Origin of the sequence: Shinella granuli (genome assembly GCF_004341885.1) — a bacterium.
GTDB classification, from domain to species: domain Bacteria; phylum Pseudomonadota; class Alphaproteobacteria; order Rhizobiales; family Rhizobiaceae; genus Shinella; species Shinella granuli.
In genome coordinates this window covers 116,204-139,415 of record NZ_SLVX01000006.1, presented here as the reverse complement: position 1 = coordinate 139,415, position 23,212 = coordinate 116,204, and the positions used below count along the sequence as shown (strand labels likewise).

The window sequence follows — 23,212 nt, the reverse complement described above, 5'->3', positions numbered from 1 at the left end:
CAAGGGAGGCCGCTCCTTTTTTGCCGCATCGCCCTCGCCCCACCAGAAGAAAGCCCTCCGCATGGCCTATACCCACAGCCCCTACAACGAGGTCCTCATGATGCTCGGCGGGGCGCTGCTGGCCGCGCCGATCTTCAAGCGGCTGGGCCTCGGCACCATTCTGGGCTATCTCGCCGCCGGGGTGGTGATCGGCCCGATCCTGCACCAGATCCGCGACGGCGAGGAACTGCTGGGCGTCGCCGAACTCGGCGTCGTCTTCCTGCTCTTCCTTATCGGGCTGGAGCTGAAGCCCTCGCGCCTGTGGGCGATGCGGCACGACATCTTCGGGCTCGGCATGGCGCAGGTCGTCGTCACCGGCCTTGCGCTGGCCGGCCTGACCCTCGCCTTCGGTCTCGAACGGTGGGACGGGGCGCTGATCATCGGCTTCGGCCTCGCGCTCTCCTCGACCGCCTTCGCCATGCAGATCCTCGACGAGCGGGGCGACATCAACACGCGCTACGGCCAGCGGGCCTTTTCCATGCTGCTCCTGCAGGACCTCGCCATCGTGCCGCTGCTGGCGGTGATCCCGCTGCTCGCCGAACAGGCGCCGCACGACACGACGACGGCCTTCGAGGACTTCCTCATCGCCATCGGCGCCATCGCCGCCCTGTTTGCCGCCGGCCGCTACCTGCTCAACCCGCTGTTCCAGGTGATCGCCCGCACCGGCGCGCGCGAGGCGATGATCGCCGCCGCGCTCTTCGTCGTGCTGGCCGCCGCCATGCTCCTTCAGATGGCCGGGCTCTCCATGGCGATGGGCGCTTTCCTCGCCGGCGTGCTGCTGGCCGATTCCTCCTATCGCCATGAACTGCAGGCAGATGTCGAGCCCTTCCGCGGCATCCTGCTCGGCCTGTTCTTCATGGCCGTCGGCCTGTCGCTGCATCTCGACGTCGTCTTTTCCCGTTGGCTGACGATCCTCATCGCCACCCCCGCCGTGATGCTGGTGAAGAGCCTCGTCATCTACGGCCTCTGCCGCTTCACCGGGTCCCCGCACAACGATGCGGTGCGCATCGCGCTCGTGCTGCCGCAGGGCGGCGAGTTCGGCTTCGTGCTGTTCACCGCGGCGTCGGCCGCCGGCATCTTTTCCGGCGGCCTCGCCTCGCTGCTGATCGCCATCGTCACCATCTCCATGGCGCTGACGCCGATCGCCGCGGCGCTCTCGCGCTTCCTCATCGTCGAGGACATCGAGGAGGAGATGGAGGAGGATTTCGAGGGCGCGGGCGCGGACGTGCTGATGATCGGCTTTTCGCGCTTCGGCCAGATCGCCGCGCAGATCCTCCTTGCCGGCGGGCGCGAGGTCACCGTCATCGAACATTCGACCGACCGCGTGCGCCAGGCGGCGAGCTTCGGCTTCCGCATCTATTTCGGCGACGGCACGCGCAAGGACGTGCTGCGCGCCGCCGGCATCGAGCGCGCCAAGATCGTCGCCGTCTGCACCCAGGGCAAGGCAACGACGGACCGCATCGTCGACCTCGTGCAGTCGGAATATCCCAATGCCACGCTCTTCGTGCGCTCCTACGACCGGGTGCACACGCTGTCGCTGCGCGGGCGCGGCGTGCAGCACGACGTGCGCGAAACCTTCGAATCCGCCCTCGTCTTCGGCCGGGAAACGCTGGAGGAACTCGGCGTGGAGCCGGACGACGCCCAGGCGATCGGCGACGACATCCGCCGCCGCGACCTCGCCCGGCTGGAGCTGCAGGCCGTCGAGGGCCTTGCCGCCGGCCGGCACATGCTGCACACCAAGCCGGTGAAGCCGGAACCGCTGGTCAAGCCGCGGAAGCTGGCGCTGGACGAGGAGGAGAGTGCCTGAGGGGGACCTCTCACCTGGAAAGTCCTCCCTCTGCCCTGCCGGGCATCTCGCCCTCAAGGGGGAGATCGGCAAGGCGCAAAAGACCTGCTCGATCAGCAACGTTGGAGATGGGCGAGACGGTTCTCCATCCAATCTCCCCCCTTGAGGGGGAGATGCCCGGCAGGGCAGAGGGGGGTATCCCGGCTGTGGACTATGCCCGTCGCCTCAAACCGCCGACAGCTTCTCGTCCAGCGCCCGCTTCAGCTCGTCGCGGATGCCAGCGGAGGCGGTCAGCACCTCCTCGGCCTTGACGAAATCGAGCACGCGGAAGCGGCCGACATCGGGGCGGAGGAAGATGTCCGGCGCGCCCTTTTCCAGCTTCAGCGTGACGATGGAGCGCATGGTGAGCTGGGTGGCGCCGTAGAGGCTGTCGATGCTGTTGGGCATGCCGGCCGTGCCGGCGGGCGGGTGGCCGATGACGTCGACGCCGATGGTGATGTCCGCCTTGCCGAGGAGATGATCGAAGGGCACCGGGTTCCACAGGCCGCCGTCGATCATCACCCGGCCGTTTATCACCACCGGGCGGAAGACGGCGGGCAGCGCGGCGGAGGCCGCGATCGCCGGCAAGAGCGGGCCGCTGTCGCAGACGCATTCGCACTGGGCGTAATAATCCGCGGTGACGATCTTCAGGGGAATGGAGAGCCCTTCGAAGGTCTCCGGCAGCCTTTCCGGCAGGAAAGCCGTGAGGATGCGTTCCAGGTCGAACTGGCCGACGCGGAAACCGCGGGCGACGACCTCGGAAAAGCGGGTGGGCCGGAGGCTCCAGAGGCGGTTCATGATGCGGCCCGGATGGCCGATGGCGGCGAGCGTGTGCGCGCGGATCTCCCGGCCCGTCATGCCGGCCGCCATGGCCGCGCCCATGACGGCGCCGATCGACGCGCCGGAGATCAGCACCGGGCGGATGCCGAGTTCGTCCAGCACCTCGATCACATGGATATGGGCGAGCCCACGTGCCCCGCCGCCGCCAAGCGCGATGGCGACGGTCGGACCGTCGGCCTGCGGCTTGCTTGCGGAAACGAGGGCGTCGGTCATGGCTCAGGTCTCCGGTTCGTTTCGGCAGCGCCGGCGAAAGGATCAGCCGGGGCGGTAGCGGTAGAAATGCATGCGCGTGTCGCCGAAGGTGCGGACCTCCAGCAGCTCGTAGCCATCGACGGCGGCAGGCTGAATATCGGCGCGCTCCTCGAGGATCGCAAGGGCACCCTCGACGAGCCAGCCGCCGCGGGCTGCCGCGTCGAGCGCCCGCTCGCCGAGGCCCCTGGCATAGGGCGGGTCGGCGAAGAGCAGATGGAACGGCTCCATCGTGCCGACGCCGCCGAGCGCCGTCGCATCGCGCCGGAAGATCTTCGCGCGGCCGATCACGCCGAGCGCCTCGATGTTGGAATGCAAAAGTCCCCTGCCCTCGACGCCCTGCTCGACGAAGAGCACCGCGCGCGCGCCACGTGACAGCGCCTCCAGGCCGACGGCGCCGGTGCCGGCGAAGAGATCGAGCACGCGCGTGCCGTCGAGCGCCTCGGGATAGGCGTGCGAGAGGATGTTGAACAGGCTTTCGCGGGTGCGGTCCGTCGTCGGGCGGATATCGTCCGACTTCGGCGTCGCGAGCGACCGGCCGCGGAATTCACCGCCGACGATGCGCACGGCCGCTTACTTCCCCTTGCCGCGCGGGCGGCTGCCGCCTGCCGGGCGACCACCACCGGGCTTGCCGCCGGAGGGACGCCCGCCCGTCTTGCCGCCGAAGGACTTGCCGCCGGGTTTTCCGCCGAACGGCTTGCCGCCATCGCGGCGCGGCGGGCGATCCCCGAAGGACCGTTCACCTTCTGCGCGCGGCTTGCGGTCGCCGAAGGAGCGCTCGCCTTCCGCGCGAGGCTTGCGGTCGCCGCGGGCCGGACGATCCCCGAAGGAGCGTTCGCCTTCCGCACGGGGCCGACGCTCGCCGCGCGGCGAGCGATCGGCGAAATCACGGGAAGAGCGGTCGTCGCCCGCGCCGGAGCGCTTGCGGCCGAAACCGCCGCGGCCGCCGTCGTCGCGGTCCCGCGCCTCCGGCTCGCTGGCGCGGATCCATTCGCCGTCCGCGTCGCGCGTCTTCAGGATGCGCGGCTTTTCCGCCCGGTCGTCGCCGGGGCGGCCGCGGGCCGGGCCCTTGCGGTCCGGGTCGAACTTCTTCGCCGAACGCGTCAGCGTGCCTTCGGCGGTGCGGCCGTAGCGCTTGGTCTTCGGCGCGCCTTCGGGGCGTTCGCGCGGCTCGCGCTTCACACCCTCGGCGGTCTCCGCCTTCTTTTCGGCAACGGGGCGCGCGCCGGGCGCCATCCAGACATTCGACTTGCGGGCGCGCACGGCGGGTTCGCGCTTCGGCTTGCCATCGAAACGGTCCTCGTCGCGGCCACGGCCGCCGTCCTGCGGCTTGTCGGCGAAGCGGTCGTCGCGCCGGGTGTCGAGGCGGGCACGGGCCTGCTCGCGGCGGTCCTCCGGCTTCTCTCGCCGGCCGGCCGGCTTTTCGCCCCGGGCCGGAGCCTCGCTGCGGCTCTTCGGCGCCGGCTTCTCGTCGGCATCGGCAGATGCGTGGTCGAACAGCGGCGCGTCGAAATTCGCCTTGGATTCCTCGATGAGGCGCGGGCCGAGCTGGTCGCGCAGCGTGCGGCCGCGGATCTCCTGGGCGTGGCCCTCCGGCAGCTCGCCGAGCTGGAAGGGGCCGTAGGAAATGCGGATCAGGCGGTTCACGTCGAGGCCGAGCGCGCCGAGCACGTTCTTGACCTCGCGGTTCTTGCCTTCGCGAAGCCCCAGCGTCAGCCAGACATTGGTGCCCTGCGTCTTGTCGAGCGTCGCATCGATCGCGCCGTAGAGCACGCCGTCGACGGCGATGCCCTCCTTCAGCTTGTCGAGGTCGGCCTGCTCGATCTTGCCGTGGGCGCGCACGCGGTAGCGCCGCAGCCAGCCGGTCGTCGGCAGCTCCAGCATGCGCGCGAGGCCGCCGTCATTGGTCAAGAGCAGGAGGCCTTCGGTGTTGATGTCGAGGCGGCCGACGGACATGACGCGCGGCAGGTCCTCGGGCAGGTTCTCGAAGACGGTCGGGCGGCCCTCGGGGTCGGCATTGGTCGTCACCAGGCCGGCGGGCTTGTGGTAGAGCCAGAGGCGTGTGCGCTCGATGCCGCGGATCGGCACGCCGTCCACTTCGATATGGTCGGCAAGCGTGGCGTTGAGCACGGGCGTGTCCAGCACCGTGCCGTTCACGCTGACCCGGCCCTCCATGATCATGCGCTCGACATCGCGGCGCGAGGCGACGCCGGCGCGCGCCAGCAGCTTGGAGATGCGCTCCGGCGCCAGCTCGGCGCTGGCGGGCGCGGCCGGCGCTGGCTTGGCGGCGCGGGCTGGCTTGCCGTCGCGCGGGGCGGACTTGCCCGCGAACGGCGTCTTGGCGCCCGACGGCTTGCCGGCGGAAAAGGGCTTCTTGCCGGCAGCGGCCGATGCGCCGCGCGGCTTGTGATCACGGCCCGCGGGCTTGGCGCCCGGCCGTTTTGGCTTGTCTTTGGATGTCATTTGTGTTGCCTGCGTTTTGCCGTGTCCTATCAGGTCAGGCGTCCGGGGTTAAGAGGAATTCGTGCCGTCAATGACAAATCGCTTCATGGAGATCGCGCTCGAGGAAGCCCGCGCGGCCGGCGCGCGCGGCGAAGTGCCTGTCGGGGCGGTGCTGGTCATGGACGGCGCGGTCATCGCCAGCGCCGGCAACCGCACGCGGGCGGAGAACGACGTGACCGCCCATGCCGAGGTCGCCGTCATCCGCGCGGCCGCCGCAAAACTCGGGCAGGAACGCCTTGCCGGCGCCGACCTCTACGTGACGCTGGAGCCCTGCACGCTCTGCGCCGCCGCCATTTCCTTCGCCCGCATCCGCCGGCTCTACTACGGCGCGGAAGACCCGAAGGGCGGCGCGGTGGACAATGGCGTGCGCTTCTTCGCCCAGCCGACCTGCCACCACGCACCGGACGTCTATTCCGGCATCGGCGACCTGGAAGCGGCGGAGATCCTGAAGACGTTTTTTGCCGAGCGGCGCTGATCAGCCCGCCGCGAACGTCTTCAGCCTGTCGCCGTCGAGGCGATAGCGGATCCATTCCGACTGCGGCTCAGCGCCGAGCGCGTCATAGACGCGGATGGCCGGCGTGTTCCAGTCGAGCACGCTCCATTCGAAGCGCCCGCAGCCCTCTTCCACCGCGATGCGGGCGAGATGGCGCAGCAGCATCTTGCCGACGCCGGCGCCGCGATGGGCGGGCGTCACATAGAGATCCTCGAGATAGAGGCCGTTCTTCGCCTGCCAGGTGGAATAGGTCTTGAAGAAGATGGCGGAGCCGGCCGGCTCGCCCGCTGCCGTCTCGCAGATCACCGCACGGGTGACGGACCCCTCGCCGAACAGCGAGGATGCGATGGTCTCCTCCGTCGCCTCGACCGCGTCGAGGGCCTTCTCGTAATCGGCCAGTTCCCGGATGAAACGCAGGATGGTCGCGGCGTCGTCAATCGACGCCGGACGAATGCGATAGGCCGTCATGGCTTAGAACGGCCACCAGGAAGAACCGCTCTGCTTGGCCGCCTTCGCTTCCTTCTTGCGGCGGCGCTCCTTGACCTTTTCCGGCTCGCCGAGATCGGCCTGGGCCTCCTCGGGAAGGCGGCGGTAATCCAGCGGCGGATCGCTCAGGTAGCGGCGCTTGTCGGCATAGGCGCCCATCTGCAGGCGGCGTGCATCGCGATAGGCGGCGGTCTGCTCAGCCGCGGAAAGCTTGCGGTTCGTCGTGCCCTGCGAGGCGAGCGGCGAGCGGAAGGTCGTGCTGTTGCTGTTTTCATCCGCCTCGGCGCGCAGGCGCTCGCGCATATCCTCGGGACTTTCCAGCCATTCCGGATTGTCCTTGCTGGCGACGGACTGCTGCGGCGTGGTCAGCGCGAGCTGGTCCTTCGGCACGACGAGGCTGCCGCGCGGCTGGTAGCGGATGTTCTTCGCTTCCTTGTTGTCGGGGCGAATCATGACGGCGTTGCCGACGTCTTCCACAAGCTGCTCGCCGGCGGTCTTGCCCGTGCCGTAGGTCGGACCCATGCAGCCGGTCAGGACGAAGCTTGCGCCCAAGAGACCGAGCAGGCCGGTACGCACCCGAATTTTTCGCGTCATTCCCATGAATACCCTTCCAGCAGGGCCGGCGCCCCAAGGCCCGGGCACGGCCGCCGTCCCATGGCGGAAAAATCCGACCATTTTCAGGCAGCATTACCGGATGACGGCAGCGAGTGCAATTCACCCGGGAAGATTGACGGCCGGAAAGCGCCGGCCGCCAACAGAGCTGCGGCGTTCAGGCCGCGCGGCGGAAGCCGATCTCGCGCAGCGCCGCGGCATCGCGGGCCGAGACATCGGGATAGTCCGGGTCGCTGCCGACATCCGTCGTGATGCGCCAGGACCGGGCGCATTTCTGACCTTCCGCAAGCTTTGGCTCGACGGCGACCTTGGCGACGTCCGCAAGGCGGAAGGCCTCGGCCGGGCCTTCGCCGGCGACCACGGTGATGGCCGAAGTGATGCAAATCTCCGCGAAATCCTGGCCTTCGAGCGCGGCAAGCAGCTCCGGATCGGCGATCGAGACCACCGGGGCAGCCTCCAGCGAAGCGCCGATGCGCTTCTCGCGGCGTTCGATCTCCAGCGCGCCGGTGACGACCGAGCGCACGGCGCGGATCTTCTCCCACTTGGCTTCGAGCGCATCGTCACGCCATTCGGCCGGGACGACCGGAAACTGTTCGAGGTGTACCGAGACGGCATCGGGCTTGCGTGACAGCCAGGCCTCTTCCATCGTGAAGGGAAGCATGGGGGCGAGCCAGGTGACGAGGCATTCGAACAGCTTGCGGATGACGCAGAGGCTGGCGCGGCGCTTCAGCGAGGACGGGGCGTCGCAGTAGAGCGCGTCCTTCCGGACGTCGAAGTAGAAGGCCGAGAGCTCGACATTGGAGAAGTCGATCAGCGCGCGGGCGATCTTCTTGAAGTCGAAGGCGTCATAGCCCTCGCGCACGAGCGCATCGAGTTCCGACAGCCGGTGCAGCATCAGCCTTTCCAGCTCCGGCATGTCGGCATGAGCGATCTCCTCGCCCGTGTCGTGCGCCAGCGTGCCCAGCATCCAGCGCACCGTGTTTCGCAGCTTGCGGTAGGCGTCGATGTTGGTCTGGATGATCGTCTTGCCGAGGCGCTGGTCTTCCCAGTAGTCCGTCGTCATGACCCAGAGGCGCAGGATGTCGGCGCCCGATTCCTTCATCACGTCCTGCGGCGAGACGACGTTGCCCTTGGACTTCGACATCTTCTCGCCCTTCTCGTCCATGGTGAAACCATGCGTGACGACGGCGTCGTAGGGCGCGCGGCCGCGCGTCGCGCAGCTTTCGAGCAGCGAGGAGTGGAACCAGCCGCGATGCTGGTCGGAGCCTTCGAGATAGACGTCGGCCGGCCATTTCAGGTCGGGGCGGTCCTCGAGCGTGAAGGTGTGCGTCGAGCCCGAATCGAACCAGACGTCGAGGATGTCCATGACCTGCGTCCACTTGGCCGGGTCGTGGTCGCCGCCGAGGAAGCGCTCCTTGGCGCCCTCGGCGAACCAGGCGTCAGCGCCCTCCTTTTCGAAGGCTTCGAGGATGCGGGCGTTGACGGCGTCATCGATGAGCACCTCGCCGTTCTCGTCGGCGAAGACGGCGATCGGCACGCCCCAGGCACGCTGGCGCGAGAGCACCCAGTCCGGGCGGCTTTCGATCATGGCGCGCAGGCGGTTCTGGCCGGTGGCGGGCACGAAGCGGGTATCGTCGATGGCCGCGAGCGAGCGCGAGCGCAGCGTGGTGCCGTCGCCGAGCTCCTTGTCCATGTAGACGAACCATTGCGGCGTGTTGCGGAAGATCACCGGCTTCTTGGAGCGCCAGGAATGCGGGTAAGAGTGCTTCAGGCGACCGCGGGCGAACAGGGTGTTGGAAGCGATCAGCGCCTTGATGACGCGCTCGTTGGCATCGCCCTTCTTGCCGTTGTCGTCCATGACGCGCGCGCCCTCGAAGCCGGGAGCGTCGGCGGTGTAGAAGCCGGCGTCGTCGACCGGGAACGGGATCTTCGAGGAGATGCCGCGCGCTTCCAGTTCGCGGGCCTTGGCCGTCCAGGCGTCGAAGTCCTCGCGGCCGTGGCTGGGTGCCGTGTGCACGAAGCCGGTGCCGGCGTCGTCGGTGACATGGTCGCCGTCGAGCAGCGGAACCGGGAACGTGTAGCCGAGATCCTTCAGCGGATGGGCGCAGGTGAGCGCGGCGAGTTCCGCGGGCTCGACATCGCGCACGAACCTGAAGGTGAGCTTCGCCTTCGCGGCGGCCTCATCGGCAAGGCGCGTCGCGAAGATCAGCTTCTCGCCGGGCTGCGGGCCGAAATCGTTCTGGGCGCTTTCGACTTCGAACAGGCCATAGGGATAGCGCGAGGAAAAGGCGATGGCGCGGTTGCCGGGGATCGTCCAGGGCGTGGTCGTCCAGATGACGACGTAGTTGCCCTGAAGGTCGACAGCGCCTTCCACGATCGGGAACTTCACCCAGATCATGTCGCTCTCGACGTCGGCATATTCGACTTCCGCTTCCGCCAGCGCCGTGCGCTCGACGACCGACCACATGACGGGCTTGGAGCCGCGGTAGAGCTGGCCGCTCCTGGCGATCTTCAGCAGTTCGCCGGCGATGCGGGCCTCGGCATGGAAATTCATCGTCGTGTAGGGATTGTCGAAGTCGCCCTCGATGCCGAGGCGCTTGAACTCGTCCGACTGGATCTTGATCCAGCCGGTGGCGAAGTCACGGCATTCCCTGCGGAATTCGTTGACCGGCACCTCGTCCTTGTTCTTGCCCTTCTCGCGGTACTTCTCCTCGATCTTCCATTCGATCGGCAGGCCGTGGCAGTCCCAGCCGGGCACGTAGTTGGCGTCATAGCCGCGCATCTGGAACGAGCGGTTGATGACGTCCTTGAGGATCTTGTTCAGCGCGTGGCCGATATGGATGTTGCCGTTGGCATAGGGCGGGCCGTCGTGCAGCACGAACTTCTCGCGGCCGGCAGCCGACGCGCGCAGCTTCTTGTAGAGACCCATCTTCTGCCAGCGGGCCACCGTTTCCGGCTCCTTCTGCGGCAGGCCGGCGCGCATGGGGAAATCCGTCTGCGGCAGGTAGAGGGTGGACGAATAATCGACTTTTTCGGGTGTATCGGTCATGGGTATGGCTATCGTCTCGTCGCGCGCATCTTTCGCGCATGCGGGGAAGGTTGTCAGGTCATGCAATGGGCACTGACGGCGGGGGCGTTTTCGAAACGCCCGAAATCCCGGACCTTCCGGCCTCGCTCAGAGCGCGCGGAAGGCCGGGCCACTAATTCGCAGATCGATGGTCAGCCGGTTGAGCATCATGCGCGCGGTCTTACGGCGTTTTGGGCGGTTTGAAAAGACATGACGAGCGGCAAAGCCGCGGCGGGACGCTGACAAAGACTGCCAAACCTCTCCTTCGTCATCCTCGGGCTTGACCCGAGGATCCATAAGCCGTTGAAAAAATGGATCCTCGGGTCAAGCCCGAGGATGACGAACTCGGAACAAGCCCGAGGATGACGAAGGAGAATGGGGCAAGGTTCGTCAACAAATTACCGACGGTAAGGCCGCCGCTTGCGATCAGAAACAGAGCCGTCGGTCGATCGGCCCCAGCGACGAAACACCGGAGAGCAGCGCCCGTGCCTCCTCCTCGTCGCGCTTCATCTGCACGACCAGCGCATCGAGGCCGTCGAACTTCAGTTCGTCGCGCAGGTGGCCGAAGAAGGAGACGGCGCAGACCTCGCCGTAGAGGTCGCCGGAGAAATCGAAGAGGAAGGTTTCGAGCAGCGGCGCGCCGTTGGCGTCCACCGTCGGGCGGCGGCCGTAACTGGCGACGCCGTCATGGAGGCTGCCGTCGGGGCGGCGGAAACGCACGGCGTAGATGCCGTTGCGCAGTTCGACCTCCGGCGGAAGCTGCATGTTGGCGGTCGGATAGCCGAGCGTGCGGCCGAGCTGCTTGCCGCCGATGACCTCCGCCTCGACCGTGTAGCGATAGCCGAGCTGGCCGGCGGCCTCCGCGACGGCGCCCTCGCCGAGCAGCGCGCGGATGAAGCTGGAGGAGATGACCGAGGCGTTCTCGTCGCGGAAAGCGTCGACCAGCGTCACGCCGAAGCCGTTATCCTCGCCGGCGGCCATCAGGAAGGCTGGTCCGCCTTCCCTGCCCCTGCCGAAGTGGAAATCGAAGCCGGTGACGACCTCGGAGGCGTGCAGCCAGTCCATCAGCACGGCGCGGATGAAATCATGCGCCGACATTTCGGAAAAACTGCGGTCGAACGGGTATTCGATGACGGCGGAAAAACCCATGCCTTCGAGGATGCGGGCCTTCAGCGGCGCCGGCGTCAGGCGGAAGACCGGGCGCTCCGGGCGGAAGACCGTGCGCGGATGCGGCTCGAAGGTCAGCACCAGGGCGGGGATGCCACGATCTTTGGCGATATCGAGCGCCCGTTGCAGCACGGCCTGGTGGCCGCGATGCACGCCGTCGAAATTGCCGATGGCGACGACGCCGCCGCGCAGGCGCTCCGGCAGCGGCTCCTTGGTTTCATTCCTGTGAAATACCGTCATGACGACCGTCTCCGTCCCGTCACTGCAGCCTGGGCATCCACCATTTCGGGTGCGCGCCCTCCGCCTTCAGGAAAGCCTCCAGCTTCGCCTCGTCGGTACGGCCGCCCTCGACATAATGCTGCGCGTGGATGCCGCCCGAAATATAGAGCACGTCGAGGCCGAAGGCTTCCGCGCCGCGCACGTCCGTCGGCATGCCGTCGCCGACAGCGATCACCCGCGACAGGTCGAAATCGCCGTGCACCTCGCGCGCTTCGGCGATCGATTTCTCATAGATCGGCCGATGCGGCTTGCCGGCGATCTGGCTCGTGCAGCCGAGTTCCTCATAGAGCTTGGCGATCGCGCCGGCGCAGGGAATGAGCCGGTGACCGCGTTCGACGACGAGATCGGGATTGGCGCAGATGAAGGGCAGCTTCCTCGCCGCGAGCGCCGTCAGCTCGGCGCGGTAATCCTCGACGGTTTCCGTCTCGTCGCTGCGCAGGCCCGCGCAGACGACAATGCCGGCCTCCTCCAGGCCGACCGGCTCGACGCCGAGGCCGTCAAGCAGCGGCAGGTCCTTTTCGGCACCGATGAAATAGATCTTCTTCGGCCCTTCGGCGATCAGCGCGCGGGTGACGTCGCCGGACGTGACGATCCGGTCATAGGCGTCGTCGGTGACGCCGAGGCCGCGGATCTGCACCTTCACGCCGGGATGCGGACGCGGGGAATTGGTGATCAGCACGACGGCAAGGCCGGCAGCACGGGCCGCGGCAAGGGCCTCGGAAGCATAGGAGAAAGCTTCGACGCCATTGTGCAGGACGCCCCAGACGTCGCAGAGCACCACGTCATAGTGCGCGGCAATGTCGCTGAAGGATTGGATGCGTTGAGCCATCAGGGGATTCCCGTATCGAGGTCGAGCCCGGCTGACATCGCAAAGCGAGGCCAAGAAAACAAGCCTCTCCACACAATTTTGCTCGATCAACGGGGAAAGGAATGAAAATTCATCGCGCTGACTTGATGGCGTGCGATGGCGCTCCCATCTGGCGGCTGCGGTAACCATTCCGGGCGAAATATTTTGCGGGCGCCGTTCTTGACTCCAGGCGCTCCGCCGCCTATCTCGGCATCGCTAGCACTCAAAGGAGACGAGTGCTAACATCAATCCATCGGATCCGTCTCGCGATCCGCAATGTCATTTGATCGAGGGAAAAGACAATGGCAAGCACCACCTTCCGCCCGCTTCACGACCGCGTCGTCGTTCGTCGCGTCGAATCCGAAGCCAAGACCAAGGGCGGCATCATCATTCCGGACACCGCCAAGGAAAAGCCGCAGGAAGGCGAAGTCGTCGCCGTCGGCTCCGGCGCCCGCGATGAAAGCGGCAAGGTCGTTCCGCTGGACGTCAAGGCCGGCGACCGCGTCCTGTTCGGCAAGTGGTCGGGCACCGAAGTCAAGCTCGACGGCGAAGACCTTCTGATCATGAAGGAAGCCGACATCATGGGCATCATCGGCTGATCTCGCCGGTAATCCCTTTCCCAATTCCGCTGACACCTCTTCAGGAGTTCTCACAATGGCAGCCAAAGAAGTCAAATTCGGCCGCACCGCGCGCGAAAAGATGCTGCGTGGCGTCGACGTCCTCGCAGACGCCGTGAAGGTCACGCTCGGCCCCAAGGGCCGCAACGTCGTCATCGACAAGTCCTTCGGCGCTCCGCGCATCACCAAGGACGGCGTTTCCGTCGCCAAGGAAATCGAACTGGAAGACAAGTTCGAGAACATGGGCGCCCAGCTCGTCCGTGAAGTCGCTTCCAAGACCAACGACATCGCCGGCGACGGCACCACGACCGCAACCGTTCTTGCCCAGGCCATCGTTCGCGAAGGCGCCAAGGCCGTTGCCGCCGGCATGAACCCGATGGACCTGAAGCGCGGCATCGACCTCGCCGTCGCCGAAGTCGTCAAGGATCTCCAGGCCAAGGCCAAGAAGATCAACACCTCGGAAGAAGTCGCCCAGGTCGGCACGATCTCGGCCAACGGCGAGCGCCAGATCGGCCTCGACATTGCCGAAGCCATGCAGAAGGTCGGCAACGAAGGCGTCATCACGGTTGAAGAAGCCAAGACCGCCGAGACCGAACTCGAAGTCGTCGAAGGCATGCAGTTCGACCGCGGGTACCTCTCGCCCTACTTCGTGACCAACCCGGAAAAGATGGTCGCCGACCTCGAAGACGCCTACATTCTCCTGCACGAGAAGAAGCTCTCGAACCTCCAGGCCATGCTCCCGGTTCTCGAAGCCGTCGTCCAGACCGGCAAGCCGCTGGTCATCGTCGCTGAAGACGTCGAAGGCGAAGCGCTTGCGACCCTCGTCGTCAACAAGCTGCGTGGCGGCCTCAAGATCGCTGCCGTCAAGGCTCCGGGCTTCGGCGACCGCCGCAAGGCCATGCTCGAAGACATCGCCATCCTGACGGGCGGCACGGTCATCTCCGAAGACCTCGGCATCAAGCTCGAGAACGTCACGCTCGACATGCTCGGCAAGGCCAAGAAGGTCTCGATCTCCAAGGAAAACACGACGATCGTCGACGGTGCCGGCCAGAAGGCCGAGATCGAAGGCCGCGTCGCCCAGATCAAGGCCCAGATCGAGGAAACCACCTCCGACTACGACCGCGAGAAGCTGCAGGAACGGCTTGCCAAGCTCGCCGGCGGCGTTGCCGTCATCCGCGTCGGCGGCTCGACGGAAGTCGAAGTGAAGGAAAAGAAGGACCGCATCGACGACGCCCTCAACGCGACGCGCGCTGCCGTTCAGGAAGGCATCGTACCGGGCGGCGGCGTTGCCCTGCTGCGTTCCTCCACGAAGATCTCGGTCAAGGGCGAGAACGACGACCAGGAAGCCGGCATCAACATCGTGCGCAAGGCTCTCCAGTCGCTGGTTCGCCAGATCGCGGAAAACGCAGGTGACGAAGCCTCCATCGTCGTCGGCAAGATCCTCGACAAGAACGAAGACAACTTTGGCTACAACGCCCAGACCGGCGAATACGGCGACCTGATCGCGCTCGGCATCGTCGACCCGGTCAAGGTTGTCCGCACGGCCCTGCAGAACGCCGCTTCGGTTGCCTCGCTGCTGATCACGACGGAAGCCATGATCGCCGAGCTGCCGAAGAAGGATGCACCGGGCGGCATGCCCGGCGGCATGGGCGGCATGGGCGGCATGGACATGATGTGATAGGCGAAAGCCTATCGCAGCGTGGCCATCAAGCTTCGCCCATGCACTAAAAGTGGTTCAGCGCGTCAAGCGCGCTGAATGGGCGGCATGGACATGATGTGATAGGCGAAAGCCTTCACATCTGAGCCATCCGGTTCAGTTCGGAAGGGGCGGTCTTCGGGCCGCCCCTTTTGCGTTTGAAACGGCGGCGGACCTGCATCGTTACCGTGAAAAGAATTTTTCCATTTGTACAATAATTATCAAAAAGCCGTTGATGGCATCAAAAAACCAACTATAAAGACGCTCCAAGTGAACTTTAAAGATTCACCGGGGGATCAGGCGCTGAAATTCGACGGGACTATAGTCGATTTGTCGTGCAGCCGGATGCCTCCAAGCATTGGAAAGAAACCGTCGGGGGGCCTGCATGAAGGTCAGCGGCGGTCTTCACGCGTACATCCGCTCCGATAGAAAAGACGGAGCCGGATGCAGTTCAGTCCATGAGAAAGTGGTTCGGCGGGCTTCGATGGTTGTCAGCCGGCACTGTTTTTTAGCATGTCTTGTGCCGTCACGGCGCGGGACATGTCGGCCAAATTCGAGCAACTGCCTGAGGTCGTAGGTGTTCAAGATAATCAAGACTGATCTCTCGTCGCCCTTTCTGCCGGGCTCGATGGAGTTCGACGAGACGGACAACGAACTGCTCACGCAATATTGCGTGACGGAGCGCTGGACCGGCGATCTCTCCAACGGCCTCTTCGCGCTGGGCGACAAGGCGGCGCTGGCGCATGGCCTGCCGCAGCGCACCTGCGGCCTTCTGAACCTCATCCGCTGCTACGAGCCGCTCGACCGCACGCGCGTGCTGGAGCTCTTCGAGCAGGCGGCGGCGTCCTCGTCGTCCTTCTGCTTCTCGACGACCATCCATCTCGACGGCGCGCCGCGCCAGCCGGTGTTCTGCGTCGGGGAATCGACGGGCCTTGAGGAGAAGTATGCCGGCTCCATCATCGGCGTCTTCATCTTCCCCCGCTTCCAGATCGATCTCGCCGGCCGCCGCTTCAAGCGGCAGTAAGGCGGCTTACGCCGCCTCGCTCGTCTCCGAACCCGGGCGGATGCGCTCCACCGGCATCGGGCGGCCGAGGAAGTAGCCCTGGGCCTCGTCGCAGCCCTCGTCGAGCAGGATGTCGAGCTGGCTGCGCGTCTCCACGCCCTCCGCCAGGACGGGCACGCGCAGCGTCTGGCCGAGGGCCAGGATGGCGCGGATGATGGCCTTGGCCTCCGGGCTCGCCTCCACCTCGCTCATGAAACTGCGGTCGAGCTTGATCTTGTCGAAGGGGAAGGCGCGCAGGGTTTCCAGCGAGGAATAGCCCGTGCCGAAATCGTCGATGGCGATGGTGACGCCGAAGGCCTTGATGCGGCGGAGCGTCTGGAGCGCGCGCTCCTTGTCGCCGATGATGGTCGATTCGGTGATCTCCAGCTCCAGGCGGTGCGGGCTGAGGCCCGTGTCCAGCAGCACCCGGTGCACGAGGTCGGCGACGTCGGCATTGCCGAGCTGCACCGGCGACAGGTTGACGGCGATCTTGTGCTCGTTGTTCCAGGTGGCCGCCTCGCGGCAGGCCTCGCGCAGCACCCATTCGCCGATCGGCAGGATGGCGCCGCATTCTTCCGCGATCGGGATGAAGTCGCTGGGCGGAATGGTGCCGCGCACGGGATGGTGCCAGCGCAGCAGCACCTCGTAGCCGATCGTATCGCCGGAATTGACCGCCTTCTGCACCTGGTAGTGCAGTTGGAGCTCGTTGCGCTCGACCGCCTGCCAGAGATCGTTGGCGATGAGGCGGCGGCTGCGGGCGGCCTCGTCCATGGAGACCTCGTAGAAGCAGACCGTCTCGGTCAAGGCGTCCTTGGCGCGGTACATGGCAAGGTCGGCATTGTTGATGAGGGCTTCGAGATTGTCGGCATCCTGCGGATAGATCGCCACGCCGAGGCTCGCGCCCGGCTTGATGTCGTAGCCGTCGATGCGGATTTCCTCGTGCAGGCAGGCCTCCAGCCGCTGGATGAAATCGTGGAGCTCGGCGATATCCTCGAAGCGCTTTGCCGCGGCAAACTCGTCGCCGCCGAAACGGGCGATCGTCTCGTCCGCTTCAAGGCAGGCCTGCATGCGCTTCGACAGCGTCGTCAGAACCTCGTCGCCCGCCGCATGGCCGCGCGTGTCGTTGATTTCCTTGAACTTGTCGAGGTCGATGCCGATCGCCGCGACCTTGCCGCCCGAGCGGCGCGCCGAATCGAGATCGGCTTCGAGGCGGTTGTTGAAGCATGCGCGGTTCGGCAGGCCCGTCAGGCTGTCGTGGCGGGCGAGGAAGGATATCTGTTCCTCCGAGCGCAGCCGCTCGGAAATGTCCTCGTAGGTGGCGACCCAGGCGCCATCCGGCAGCGTGCGGTAGCGCAACTGCACGGAAACGCCGTTCGACAGCTTCTCGACGATCACGCCGCCGTCATTGGCCAGGATGGCCGCGCGGCGACGCGCATACATGTCGCGCGCCCGCGGCTTCCAGACCTCCGGATCGACGAAGACGTCGGCGACGCCCTGGTCGACGATCTCGCGCAGCGTCATGCCGGGGCGGATACGGCCTTCCGGGAAGCCGAAGATCTCGCTGTAGCGCCTGTTGGCGAGCAGCAGGCGCTCGTCCTTGTCGAACAGGCAAAGGCCCTGCGACATGTTCTCCAGCGCAAGGTCGAGGTTCTTCGTCACCTCGGCGAGGCGGTCGGCATCGGCCTTTTCCTTCGTCACGTCCTTGGTGATCTTGGCATAGCCGACGAGCGTGCCGCCTGTGTCGTAGATGGCGTCCATCACCACGTTCGCCCAGAAGCGCGAGCCGTCCTTGCGATAGCGCCAGCCCTCGTTCTCATATTTGCCCTCTTCCCGCGCGATGGCGAGCGCCCGCTCCGGCAGGCCGGCCGCACGGTCCTCCTCGCTGTAGAAGCGCGAGAAGTGCTGGCCGACGATCTCAGGCGCCTTGTAGCCCTTGTTGCGCTCGGCGCCCTCGTTCCAGTTGGCGACGCGGCCGTCCGGATCGAGCATGTAGATGGCGTAATCCTTGACGCCCTGCACCAGCATGGCGAACTGGCGCGTGCTCTCGCTGGCGGCAAGCTCGGCCTGCCGGGCGAAGACGGCGGCCGTCAGGCCGGTGAAGAGCAGCGAGAAGGCGACGACGGCGATCAGCGGCGCCATCAGGCCCGTCGACAGCATCGTGTCGTCGCTCACCGGCACCAGGCCGGGCGTGACCGTGACCGCCGTCATGGCCGTGAAATGCAGCGAGACGACGCCGAGCGCCATCAGCACGGTGGCGAGCGCCCGGTCGCGGCCCCGCGCCTGCGGGCGCATGCAGAAGACCAGCGCAAGCGCCCCGAAGAGCCCGGCGCAGACGACCGACGCCACCACATAGGCCAGATCCCAATCAAGGCTGCCCGGCACGTCCAGCGCCGCCATGCCGATATAGTGCATGGAGGTGATGCCGGCGCCGAGCAGCAGGCCACCGGCAATGGCCGCGCTTCTTCCGGCAAGATAGGTGGCGACGGCAACGCCGATCGTCGTGACGACGATCGCCACACCGAGCGAGACCAGGGTCAGCTCCATGTCGAACCCCATGACGACGCCGGGATCATAGGCCAGTATGGCGATGAAATGCGTCGCCCAGATGCCGAAGCCGCTCGACGCGCCGGCCGCCCCCAGCCAGAGGGCGCGCGCCATGCCGCCGGCAGCCTGCGCCCTCTGCACCAGCGTCACGGCGACATAGCAGGACAGGAAGCAGATGAGGGCTGCGAGCAGGACGAGACGGAGGTCGTGCTCGACGGTCAGGCAGGTCAGAATGCGGAGCATGAAAGGTCACCGGTGGGAACGAGATGGCCCCACTCAGCCGGACAACCCTAAAAAATGAGTGAATTCAGATATGGCGATACCGGACTGCCATATCCTGCGTCGGTTCATACTTAACAAAAATCAAAACAGTACAACTGTTCCAATCTGCAACAAAAATTCCACTCAACCTTTGCGCATCACCACGCTCAGAGCGTCAGGGCCTTGAGGTCCGTCGCCGGGTCCTCCAGCGCGGCACGCTCGGGCGTACGACCCATCTCGATCAGCTTCTTGCCGACCACATAGGCCTTGGCATCGTTGACCGCGTCGACGGCGATCAGCCTGCTGGCCCGGAAATACCAGACGGAAACGCTGCCCTCGCGCGGGCCGGGACGCACGAAGGTATCGTCGAACCCCATGCAGAAGCCGGCGATCTGCAGCTTGACGTCATATTGATCGGACCAGAACCAGGGCTTCGGCACGTAGGGCAGATCGCCGCCGGCGATGACCGCGGCGGCGGCCTCGGCCTGGTCGACCGCATTCTGCACGGATTCGAGCCGCACGCGGTTGCCTTCGAAAGGCAGCACGGCGCAGTCGCCCATGGCGAAGATCGCCGGGTCGGAGGTGCGGGCATGGGCATCGACGACGATGCCGTTTGCGACCTCCAGCCCGGCATCGCGCGCAAGCCTGTCGTTCGCCGCAACGCCGATGCCGGCGATCACCACGTCGACGGGCAGCACGAAGCCGTCGGAAAGCTCCGCGCCGGTGACGCGGCCGTTTTCGCCGAGGAGCCGGACGAGGCCGGTCTTTTCCCGCACATCGACGCCGCGCGCCGTGTGGATCGCCTTGAGGATCGTGGCGGTCGCGGGCGACGCGACGCGGGCGAGGATGCGGTCGGCCATCTCGATGACCGTGACATGCAGCCCCCTGCCCCGCGCCACGGCCGCCGCTTCAAGGCCGATATAACCGCCGCCGACGACGAGCGCCCGGCGGCCCTCCTGCATTTCGAGGCCGAGGCGATCGGCATCGCGGTAGTCGCGCACGGTGAAGACGCCGTCGAGGTCTCCGCCGATCTCGGCCGGCAGGCGGCGCGGCGTCGCGCCGGTGGCGAGCGCCAGAACGCCGTAGTGCAGCGTCGAGCCGTCGCTGAGCGTCACCGTCCTTGCGGCGCGGTCGATGGCGGTGACTTCGGTCGAGAGGCGGATCTCGACATTGTTGTCCGGATACCAGCTTTCCGGGCGGAACATCAGCCGGCCGAGATCGGCCTCGCCGAGCAGGTATTTCTTGGAGAGCGGTGGGCGCTGATAGGGATGGCTCGCCTCGCCGGCGACGATGGTGATCGGCCGCTCGTCCTTCAGCGCGCGCAATTTGGCAACCAGGGCAAAGGCGGCCTGACCGCCGCCCGCAACAACCAGTCTTCCCGTCACGATGTCGTCCGTCCCGTCCTTGTTTTCCGAGAGGTAGCGCGCCGGAACCGGCGGCGTCAACTCATCGCCGCGCCGCCGGATTTGTCGTTTGCGTCAGGATTTGGCGGGGATTTCGAGGCCCTTTTGCGCCGCCGGGCGCGCAAGGCAGCGCTCCAGCCAGGCCATCACGGCCGGGAAGCCGGCATAGTCCAGCACCTCGCGACCGCCATAGAAGACATCGGCGCCGCGGATCCACGGGAAGGTCGTGATGTCGGCGATGGTGTATTCGTCACCCATGATCCACCGGCGATCCTTCAGGCGGTCTTCGAGGATCGAGAGCAGGCGCCTGGCTTCGTCGCGGTAACGCTCGGCAGGATAGGGATTGTTGGCGACCTTGTCGGCGGCGAACTTGTAGAAATGGCCGAACTGGCCGAACATCGGCCCGACGCCGCTCATCTGGAACATGACCCAGGCAAGCGTCTCGTAGCGCCCGGCGGCATCGGCCGGAATCAGCTTGCCCGTCTTTTCGGCGAGATAGACGAGGATCGCGCCCGATTCGAAGAGGCCGATCGGCTTGCCGTCCGGGCCGTCCGGATCGATGATCGCGGGAATGCGGCCGTTCGGGTTCAGCGAGATGAAGTCCGGCGACTTGACGCCCTCGGGACCGAACTCGATCCGGTGGGCCTCATAGGGCAGGCCGAGTTCCTCCAGCGCGATCGACACCTTCACGCCGTTCGGCGTCGGCAGCGAATAGAGCTGGATGATATCGGGGTTCTTGGCGGGCCACTTCTTGGTGACGGGGAAGGACGACAGATCTGCCATGGAGGACTCCTTGCGATGGGACCTCATAGATAGGACATTGAACCGGGCTTTGGCAGGGTCGAAGTCAAACATTCCGGAAGGGAGCACATGACGATCTTCCAAGGCATCAACGTCGTCTCGATCTGCGTTGCGGAACTTGACGAGGCGCGCGGCTTCTATCGCGACATTCTGGAGCTGGGCGCGCCGATCCATGACTTGCCGGAGGCTGGATGGATCGAGTTTTCCGCGGGCGCGCAGGCCGGCAACATCGCCCTGACGCGTGCCGAGGCGGGCTCCAGGCCGGGTTTCGGCACCACCATCGTGCTGAATGTTGCCGATTGCAGGATGGCCGTCATGCAGTTGCGCGCTCGCGGCGTGCGCTGCGACGACGCCCAGGACTTTCCAGGATTCGTGACGTTTGCGAGCTTCTACGACCCGTTCGGCAACCGGCTGCAGATGTGCAGCCCTGCGCCGACGTAACCTTCAGAGCGCGCCGCGCACCCGGGCAATGATCTCGGCGACGACGGGGTCGCCCTCATGCTCTTGCTTGCGGGCGCGCACGAGGCAGGCCTCGGACTTGAGGATCACGCCGTCGGAGAGGATCTTCAGGTGGTTGGCCGTCAGCGTCGAGCCGGTCGAGGTGATGTCGACGATGATGTCGGCCGAGCCCGAGGCCGGCGCGCCCTCGGTCGCCCCGAGGCTCTCGACGATGCGGTAGAGCTGGATGCCGTGGTTGCCGGAGAAGAACTGTTGCGTGAGACGCCAGTATTTCGTGGCGATGGTGAGCCGCCGGCCGTGACGGGCGCGAAAATCCTGGGCGACATCGCCGAGATCGGCCATCGTATCGACGTCGAGCCAGATTTCCGGCACGGCGACCACGACATCCGCATGGCCGAAGCCGAGGCGGGCGCAGAATTCGACGCGGGCATCCGCCTCCGCCAGCCCCTCGCGCACAAGGTCCTCGCCGGTCACGCCGAAATCGACGGTGCCGTTGGCGATCTCGCGGGAGATCTCGGAGGCCGAGAGGAAGGCGATCTCGATGTCGTCGCGCCCCTCGACGCGGCCGCGATAGGAGCGGTCGTTGCCGACGGCGACGACGGAGAAGCCGGCGCGGGCGAGCACGGCGGAGCTGTCCTCCTTCATGCGCCCCTTGGAGGGAAGGCCGATGGTGACGGTCATGCGGCAGCTCCCTTCACGCCCGCGATCCGGTCGAGCCAGAGCGAGAAGCCGACGGCCGGAATGCGTTCCTTCGCGCCCAGCAGGGTCAAGAGCCGGTCGAAGCGGCCGCCGCCGGCAAGCACCAGGGCTTCCCCGGCCGGCGCGATCTCGAAGACGAGGCCGGTATAATAATCGAGCGGGCGGCCGAAGGCGGCGCGATAGGTGATCGTCGCAGGGTCGACGCCGGTGGCGCTGAGCGCCGCGACACGGCTTTCGAACCGCAAGAGCGCCGCGCCGAGCGACAGGCCGGCCTTTTCAGCGAAGCCAGCGAGCGCCCCGGGCGCCTCGGCAAGGCTCAGCTCCAGCGCCAGGAACTCCCTGAGAAGCGCCAGCGTGCGGGCATCGAGCCGCGTGTTGGCCAGTTCCATCTTCTCGCGCAGGCGCCGGGCGATGTCGGCCGGGCTGCGGCTGGCATTGGTGGAATAGCCGGTCTCCTCCATCGTCGCGTCGATATGGGCGATCAGCGTCGCCTCGTCGTCGAGCTTGCCGAGGATGGCGAGGCGGTCGACCTCCGGGCCGAAGACGCCGGACGGCGCGGGATCGGAGAGGTCGGCCATCAGCCGCTGCAACTGTGCCTGGTTGCCGAAGGCGTGGACGAGCCGCTTCTGCCAGCCGGCGGGAAGGCCGCAGGCCGCCACCACCGCCTCGAAGACCGCCTGGTCGCCGAGCACCACGGAAAAGGCCACGCCCGGCAGGCGGTTCTTCAGCACGGTCAGCGCGTCATGCACGGCGCGCGCATCGGCCTTCGCGACGTCGGGCTCGCCGAGATCCTCGATGCCGGCCTGGTAGAACTCGTTCGAGCCCTCGCGGCGCTGGCGGAACACCTCGCCGAGATAGGCGTAGCGCTTCGGCGTGCCCGTCGCCGTCTCGATATGGCGCAGGCAGACCGGGATGGTGAATTCGGGGCGGAGGCAGAGGCTCTTGCCGGTCTCGCTCTCCGTCAGGAAGATGCGCCGGCGCAGGTCCTCGCCCGCCATGTCGAGGAAGGGTTCGGCCGGCTGGATGACCGGCGTGTCGACACGCTCCGTGCCGAGCCCTTCGAGATCGGCGATGAGTTGGGGGGCGAAGGTGGGGAGGTTGACTAGGGGCATCGGACGTCCCCCCCCTCCGTCTTGCCGGACATTTCCCCCTCAAGGGGGAAGATCGGATGGAGCAGCGTTTCGCCAATCAGAAGCGAGGCAGATGGAATGACGTTCGAGCGCCTTGCCGGCCTCCCCCCTTGAGGAGGAAATGTCCGGCAGGACAGAGGGGGAGCGGCGCGCA

At 66.4% G+C, this 23,212-nt stretch carries 19 protein-coding genes; 6 read left to right on the top strand and 13 right to left on the bottom strand.

From position 1 onward, the window contains the following. Nucleotides 1-61 precede the first annotated feature (61 nt). Nucleotides 62-1,846 (top strand): monovalent cation:proton antiporter-2 (CPA2) family protein, encoded by a 1,785-nt coding sequence (locus tag EV665_RS12255; protein WP_133034328.1) that lies wholly within the window; start codon nucleotides 62-64, stop codon nucleotides 1,844-1,846. Nucleotides 1,847-2,050: 204 nt separating this feature from the next. On the opposite strand, the gene EV665_RS12245 is transcribed toward EV665_RS12255, so the two are convergent. The 3 genes from EV665_RS12245 to EV665_RS12235 are packed head-to-tail and all read right to left on the bottom strand — an operon-like array spanning nucleotide 2,051 to nucleotide 5,416. Continuing rightward, a complete protein-coding gene (locus tag EV665_RS12245; RefSeq protein WP_133034327.1) occupies nucleotides 2,051-2,917 on the bottom strand; it encodes a patatin-like phospholipase family protein in 867 nt (288 codons plus the stop codon). A gap of 42 nt (nucleotides 2,918-2,959) precedes the next feature. Next, nucleotides 2,960-3,520 carry a 16S rRNA (guanine(966)-N(2))-methyltransferase RsmD gene (gene rsmD / locus EV665_RS12240; RefSeq protein ID WP_064329202.1) on the bottom strand — a complete coding sequence of 187 codons (561 nt, stop codon included), beginning with the start codon at nucleotides 3,518-3,520 and terminating at the stop codon, nucleotides 2,960-2,962. A gap of 6 nt (nucleotides 3,521-3,526) precedes the next feature. Next, the gene (locus EV665_RS12235) at nucleotides 3,527-5,416 is read right to left on the bottom strand and encodes a pseudouridine synthase (protein WP_133034326.1); all 1,890 of its coding nucleotides are present in this window, start codon (nucleotides 5,414-5,416) and stop codon (nucleotides 3,527-3,529) included. Between the two features lie 70 nt (nucleotides 5,417-5,486). Between EV665_RS12235 and EV665_RS12230 the strand changes: the two genes are divergently transcribed. Further along, on the top strand, nucleotides 5,487-5,930 hold the full coding sequence (locus tag EV665_RS12230) for a nucleoside deaminase (RefSeq protein WP_133034325.1): 444 nt from the start codon (nucleotides 5,487-5,489) through the stop codon (nucleotides 5,928-5,930). Here EV665_RS12230 and EV665_RS12225 read toward each other — a convergent pair whose 3' ends face one another. The 5 genes from EV665_RS12225 to EV665_RS12205 form a co-directional block, all read right to left on the bottom strand. Further along, nucleotides 5,931-6,416: a GNAT family N-acetyltransferase gene (locus EV665_RS12225; protein ID WP_064329199.1), complete on the bottom strand. Its 486-nt coding sequence runs from the start codon at nucleotides 6,414-6,416 to the stop codon at nucleotides 5,931-5,933. Between the two features lie 3 nt (nucleotides 6,417-6,419). Then, nucleotides 6,420-7,034, bottom strand: a complete 615-nt coding sequence (locus EV665_RS12220; RefSeq protein ID WP_064329198.1) for a hypothetical protein — start codon at nucleotides 7,032-7,034, stop codon at nucleotides 6,420-6,422. 169 nt (nucleotides 7,035-7,203) lie between these two features. Then, nucleotides 7,204-10,095, bottom strand: a complete 2,892-nt coding sequence (gene ileS, locus EV665_RS12215; RefSeq protein ID WP_133034324.1) for an isoleucine--tRNA ligase — start codon at nucleotides 10,093-10,095, stop codon at nucleotides 7,204-7,206. A 444-nt stretch (nucleotides 10,096-10,539) separates the two neighbouring features. Beyond that, nucleotides 10,540-11,520: a bifunctional riboflavin kinase/FAD synthetase gene (locus EV665_RS12210; protein WP_133034323.1), complete on the bottom strand. Its 981-nt coding sequence runs from the start codon at nucleotides 11,518-11,520 to the stop codon at nucleotides 10,540-10,542. Between the two features lie 19 nt (nucleotides 11,521-11,539). Next, the gene (locus EV665_RS12205) at nucleotides 11,540-12,388 is read right to left on the bottom strand and encodes a TIGR01459 family HAD-type hydrolase (protein ID WP_133034322.1); all 849 of its coding nucleotides are present in this window, start codon (nucleotides 12,386-12,388) and stop codon (nucleotides 11,540-11,542) included. 320 nt (nucleotides 12,389-12,708) lie between these two features. Between EV665_RS12205 and groES the strand changes: the two genes are divergently transcribed. The 3 genes from groES to EV665_RS12190 all read left to right on the top strand — a co-directional run bounded on the left by groES (nucleotide 12,709) and on the right by EV665_RS12190 (nucleotide 15,743). Beyond that, the gene (groES, locus tag EV665_RS12200) at nucleotides 12,709-13,005 is read left to right on the top strand and encodes a co-chaperone GroES (RefSeq protein WP_064329194.1); all 297 of its coding nucleotides are present in this window, start codon (nucleotides 12,709-12,711) and stop codon (nucleotides 13,003-13,005) included. 55 nt (nucleotides 13,006-13,060) lie between these two features. Next, on the top strand, nucleotides 13,061-14,701 hold the full coding sequence (groL, locus tag EV665_RS12195) for a chaperonin GroEL (protein ID WP_064329193.1): 1,641 nt from the start codon (nucleotides 13,061-13,063) through the stop codon (nucleotides 14,699-14,701). A gap of 595 nt (nucleotides 14,702-15,296) precedes the next feature. Continuing rightward, a complete protein-coding gene (locus EV665_RS12190) occupies nucleotides 15,297-15,743 on the top strand; it encodes a hypothetical protein (protein WP_064329192.1) in 447 nt (148 codons plus the stop codon). A 6-nt stretch (nucleotides 15,744-15,749) separates the two neighbouring features. Here EV665_RS12190 and EV665_RS12185 read toward each other — a convergent pair whose 3' ends face one another. The 3 genes from EV665_RS12185 to EV665_RS12175 all read right to left on the bottom strand — a co-directional run bounded on the left by EV665_RS12185 (nucleotide 15,750) and on the right by EV665_RS12175 (nucleotide 20,752). Then, nucleotides 15,750-18,548: a bifunctional diguanylate cyclase/phosphodiesterase gene (locus tag EV665_RS12185; RefSeq protein WP_133034321.1), complete on the bottom strand. Its 2,799-nt coding sequence runs from the start codon at nucleotides 18,546-18,548 to the stop codon at nucleotides 15,750-15,752. A gap of 185 nt (nucleotides 18,549-18,733) precedes the next feature. After that, on the bottom strand, nucleotides 18,734-19,951 hold the full coding sequence (locus EV665_RS12180) for an NAD(P)/FAD-dependent oxidoreductase (RefSeq protein ID WP_133034431.1): 1,218 nt from the start codon (nucleotides 19,949-19,951) through the stop codon (nucleotides 18,734-18,736). A gap of 93 nt (nucleotides 19,952-20,044) precedes the next feature. Then, a complete protein-coding gene (locus EV665_RS12175; protein ID WP_133034320.1) occupies nucleotides 20,045-20,752 on the bottom strand; it encodes a glutathione S-transferase C-terminal domain-containing protein in 708 nt (235 codons plus the stop codon). An 87-nt stretch (nucleotides 20,753-20,839) separates the two neighbouring features. On the opposite strand from EV665_RS12175, the gene EV665_RS12170 reads away from it, so the two are divergent. Beyond that, a complete protein-coding gene (locus EV665_RS12170; protein WP_133034319.1) occupies nucleotides 20,840-21,211 on the top strand; it encodes a VOC family protein in 372 nt (123 codons plus the stop codon). A gap of 3 nt (nucleotides 21,212-21,214) precedes the next feature. Here EV665_RS12170 and hisG read toward each other — a convergent pair whose 3' ends face one another. Together hisG and EV665_RS12160 are read right to left on the bottom strand one after the other, a co-directional pair. Further along, the gene (hisG, locus tag EV665_RS12165) at nucleotides 21,215-21,910 is read right to left on the bottom strand and encodes an ATP phosphoribosyltransferase (RefSeq protein WP_064329189.1); all 696 of its coding nucleotides are present in this window, start codon (nucleotides 21,908-21,910) and stop codon (nucleotides 21,215-21,217) included. After that, nucleotides 21,907-23,040 carry an ATP phosphoribosyltransferase regulatory subunit gene (locus EV665_RS12160; RefSeq protein WP_133034318.1) on the bottom strand — a complete coding sequence of 378 codons (1,134 nt, stop codon included), beginning with the start codon at nucleotides 23,038-23,040 and terminating at the stop codon, nucleotides 21,907-21,909. Before EV665_RS12160 ends, hisG begins: the two co-directional genes overlap by 4 nt. Nucleotides 23,041-23,212: the final 172 nt, after the last annotated feature.

Excerpts from the sequence above, each read along its gene's own strand:
- EV665_RS12255 (WP_133034328.1), top strand. The coding sequence starts at position 62 with ATGGCCTATACCCACAGCCCCTACAACGAGGTCCTCATGATGCTCGGC.
- EV665_RS12245 (WP_133034327.1), bottom strand. The coding sequence starts at position 2,917 with ATGACCGACGCCCTCGTTTCCGCAAGCAAGCCGCAGGCCGACGGTCCG.
- EV665_RS12235 (WP_133034326.1), bottom strand. The coding sequence starts at position 5,416 with ATGACATCCAAAGACAAGCCAAAACGGCCGGGCGCCAAGCCCGCGGGC.
- EV665_RS12230 (WP_133034325.1), top strand. The coding sequence starts at position 5,487 with ATGACAAATCGCTTCATGGAGATCGCGCTCGAGGAAGCCCGCGCGGCC.
- EV665_RS12225 (WP_064329199.1), bottom strand. The coding sequence starts at position 6,416 with ATGACGGCCTATCGCATTCGTCCGGCGTCGATTGACGACGCCGCGACC.
- EV665_RS12220 (WP_064329198.1), bottom strand. The coding sequence starts at position 7,034 with ATGGGAATGACGCGAAAAATTCGGGTGCGTACCGGCCTGCTCGGTCTC.
- ileS (WP_133034324.1), bottom strand. The coding sequence starts at position 10,095 with ATGACCGATACACCCGAAAAAGTCGATTATTCGTCCACCCTCTACCTG.
- EV665_RS12210 (WP_133034323.1), bottom strand. The coding sequence starts at position 11,520 with ATGACGGTATTTCACAGGAATGAAACCAAGGAGCCGCTGCCGGAGCGC.
- EV665_RS12205 (WP_133034322.1), bottom strand. The coding sequence starts at position 12,388 with ATGGCTCAACGCATCCAATCCTTCAGCGACATTGCCGCGCACTATGAC.
- groES (WP_064329194.1), top strand. The coding sequence starts at position 12,709 with ATGGCAAGCACCACCTTCCGCCCGCTTCACGACCGCGTCGTCGTTCGT.
- groL (WP_064329193.1), top strand. The coding sequence starts at position 13,061 with ATGGCAGCCAAAGAAGTCAAATTCGGCCGCACCGCGCGCGAAAAGATG.
- EV665_RS12185 (WP_133034321.1), bottom strand. The coding sequence starts at position 18,548 with ATGCTCCGCATTCTGACCTGCCTGACCGTCGAGCACGACCTCCGTCTC.
- EV665_RS12175 (WP_133034320.1), bottom strand. The coding sequence starts at position 20,752 with ATGGCAGATCTGTCGTCCTTCCCCGTCACCAAGAAGTGGCCCGCCAAG.
- EV665_RS12170 (WP_133034319.1), top strand. The coding sequence starts at position 20,840 with ATGACGATCTTCCAAGGCATCAACGTCGTCTCGATCTGCGTTGCGGAA.
- hisG (WP_064329189.1), bottom strand. The coding sequence starts at position 21,910 with ATGACCGTCACCATCGGCCTTCCCTCCAAGGGGCGCATGAAGGAGGAC.
- EV665_RS12160 (WP_133034318.1), bottom strand. The coding sequence starts at position 23,040 with ATGCCCCTAGTCAACCTCCCCACCTTCGCCCCCCAACTCATCGCCGAT.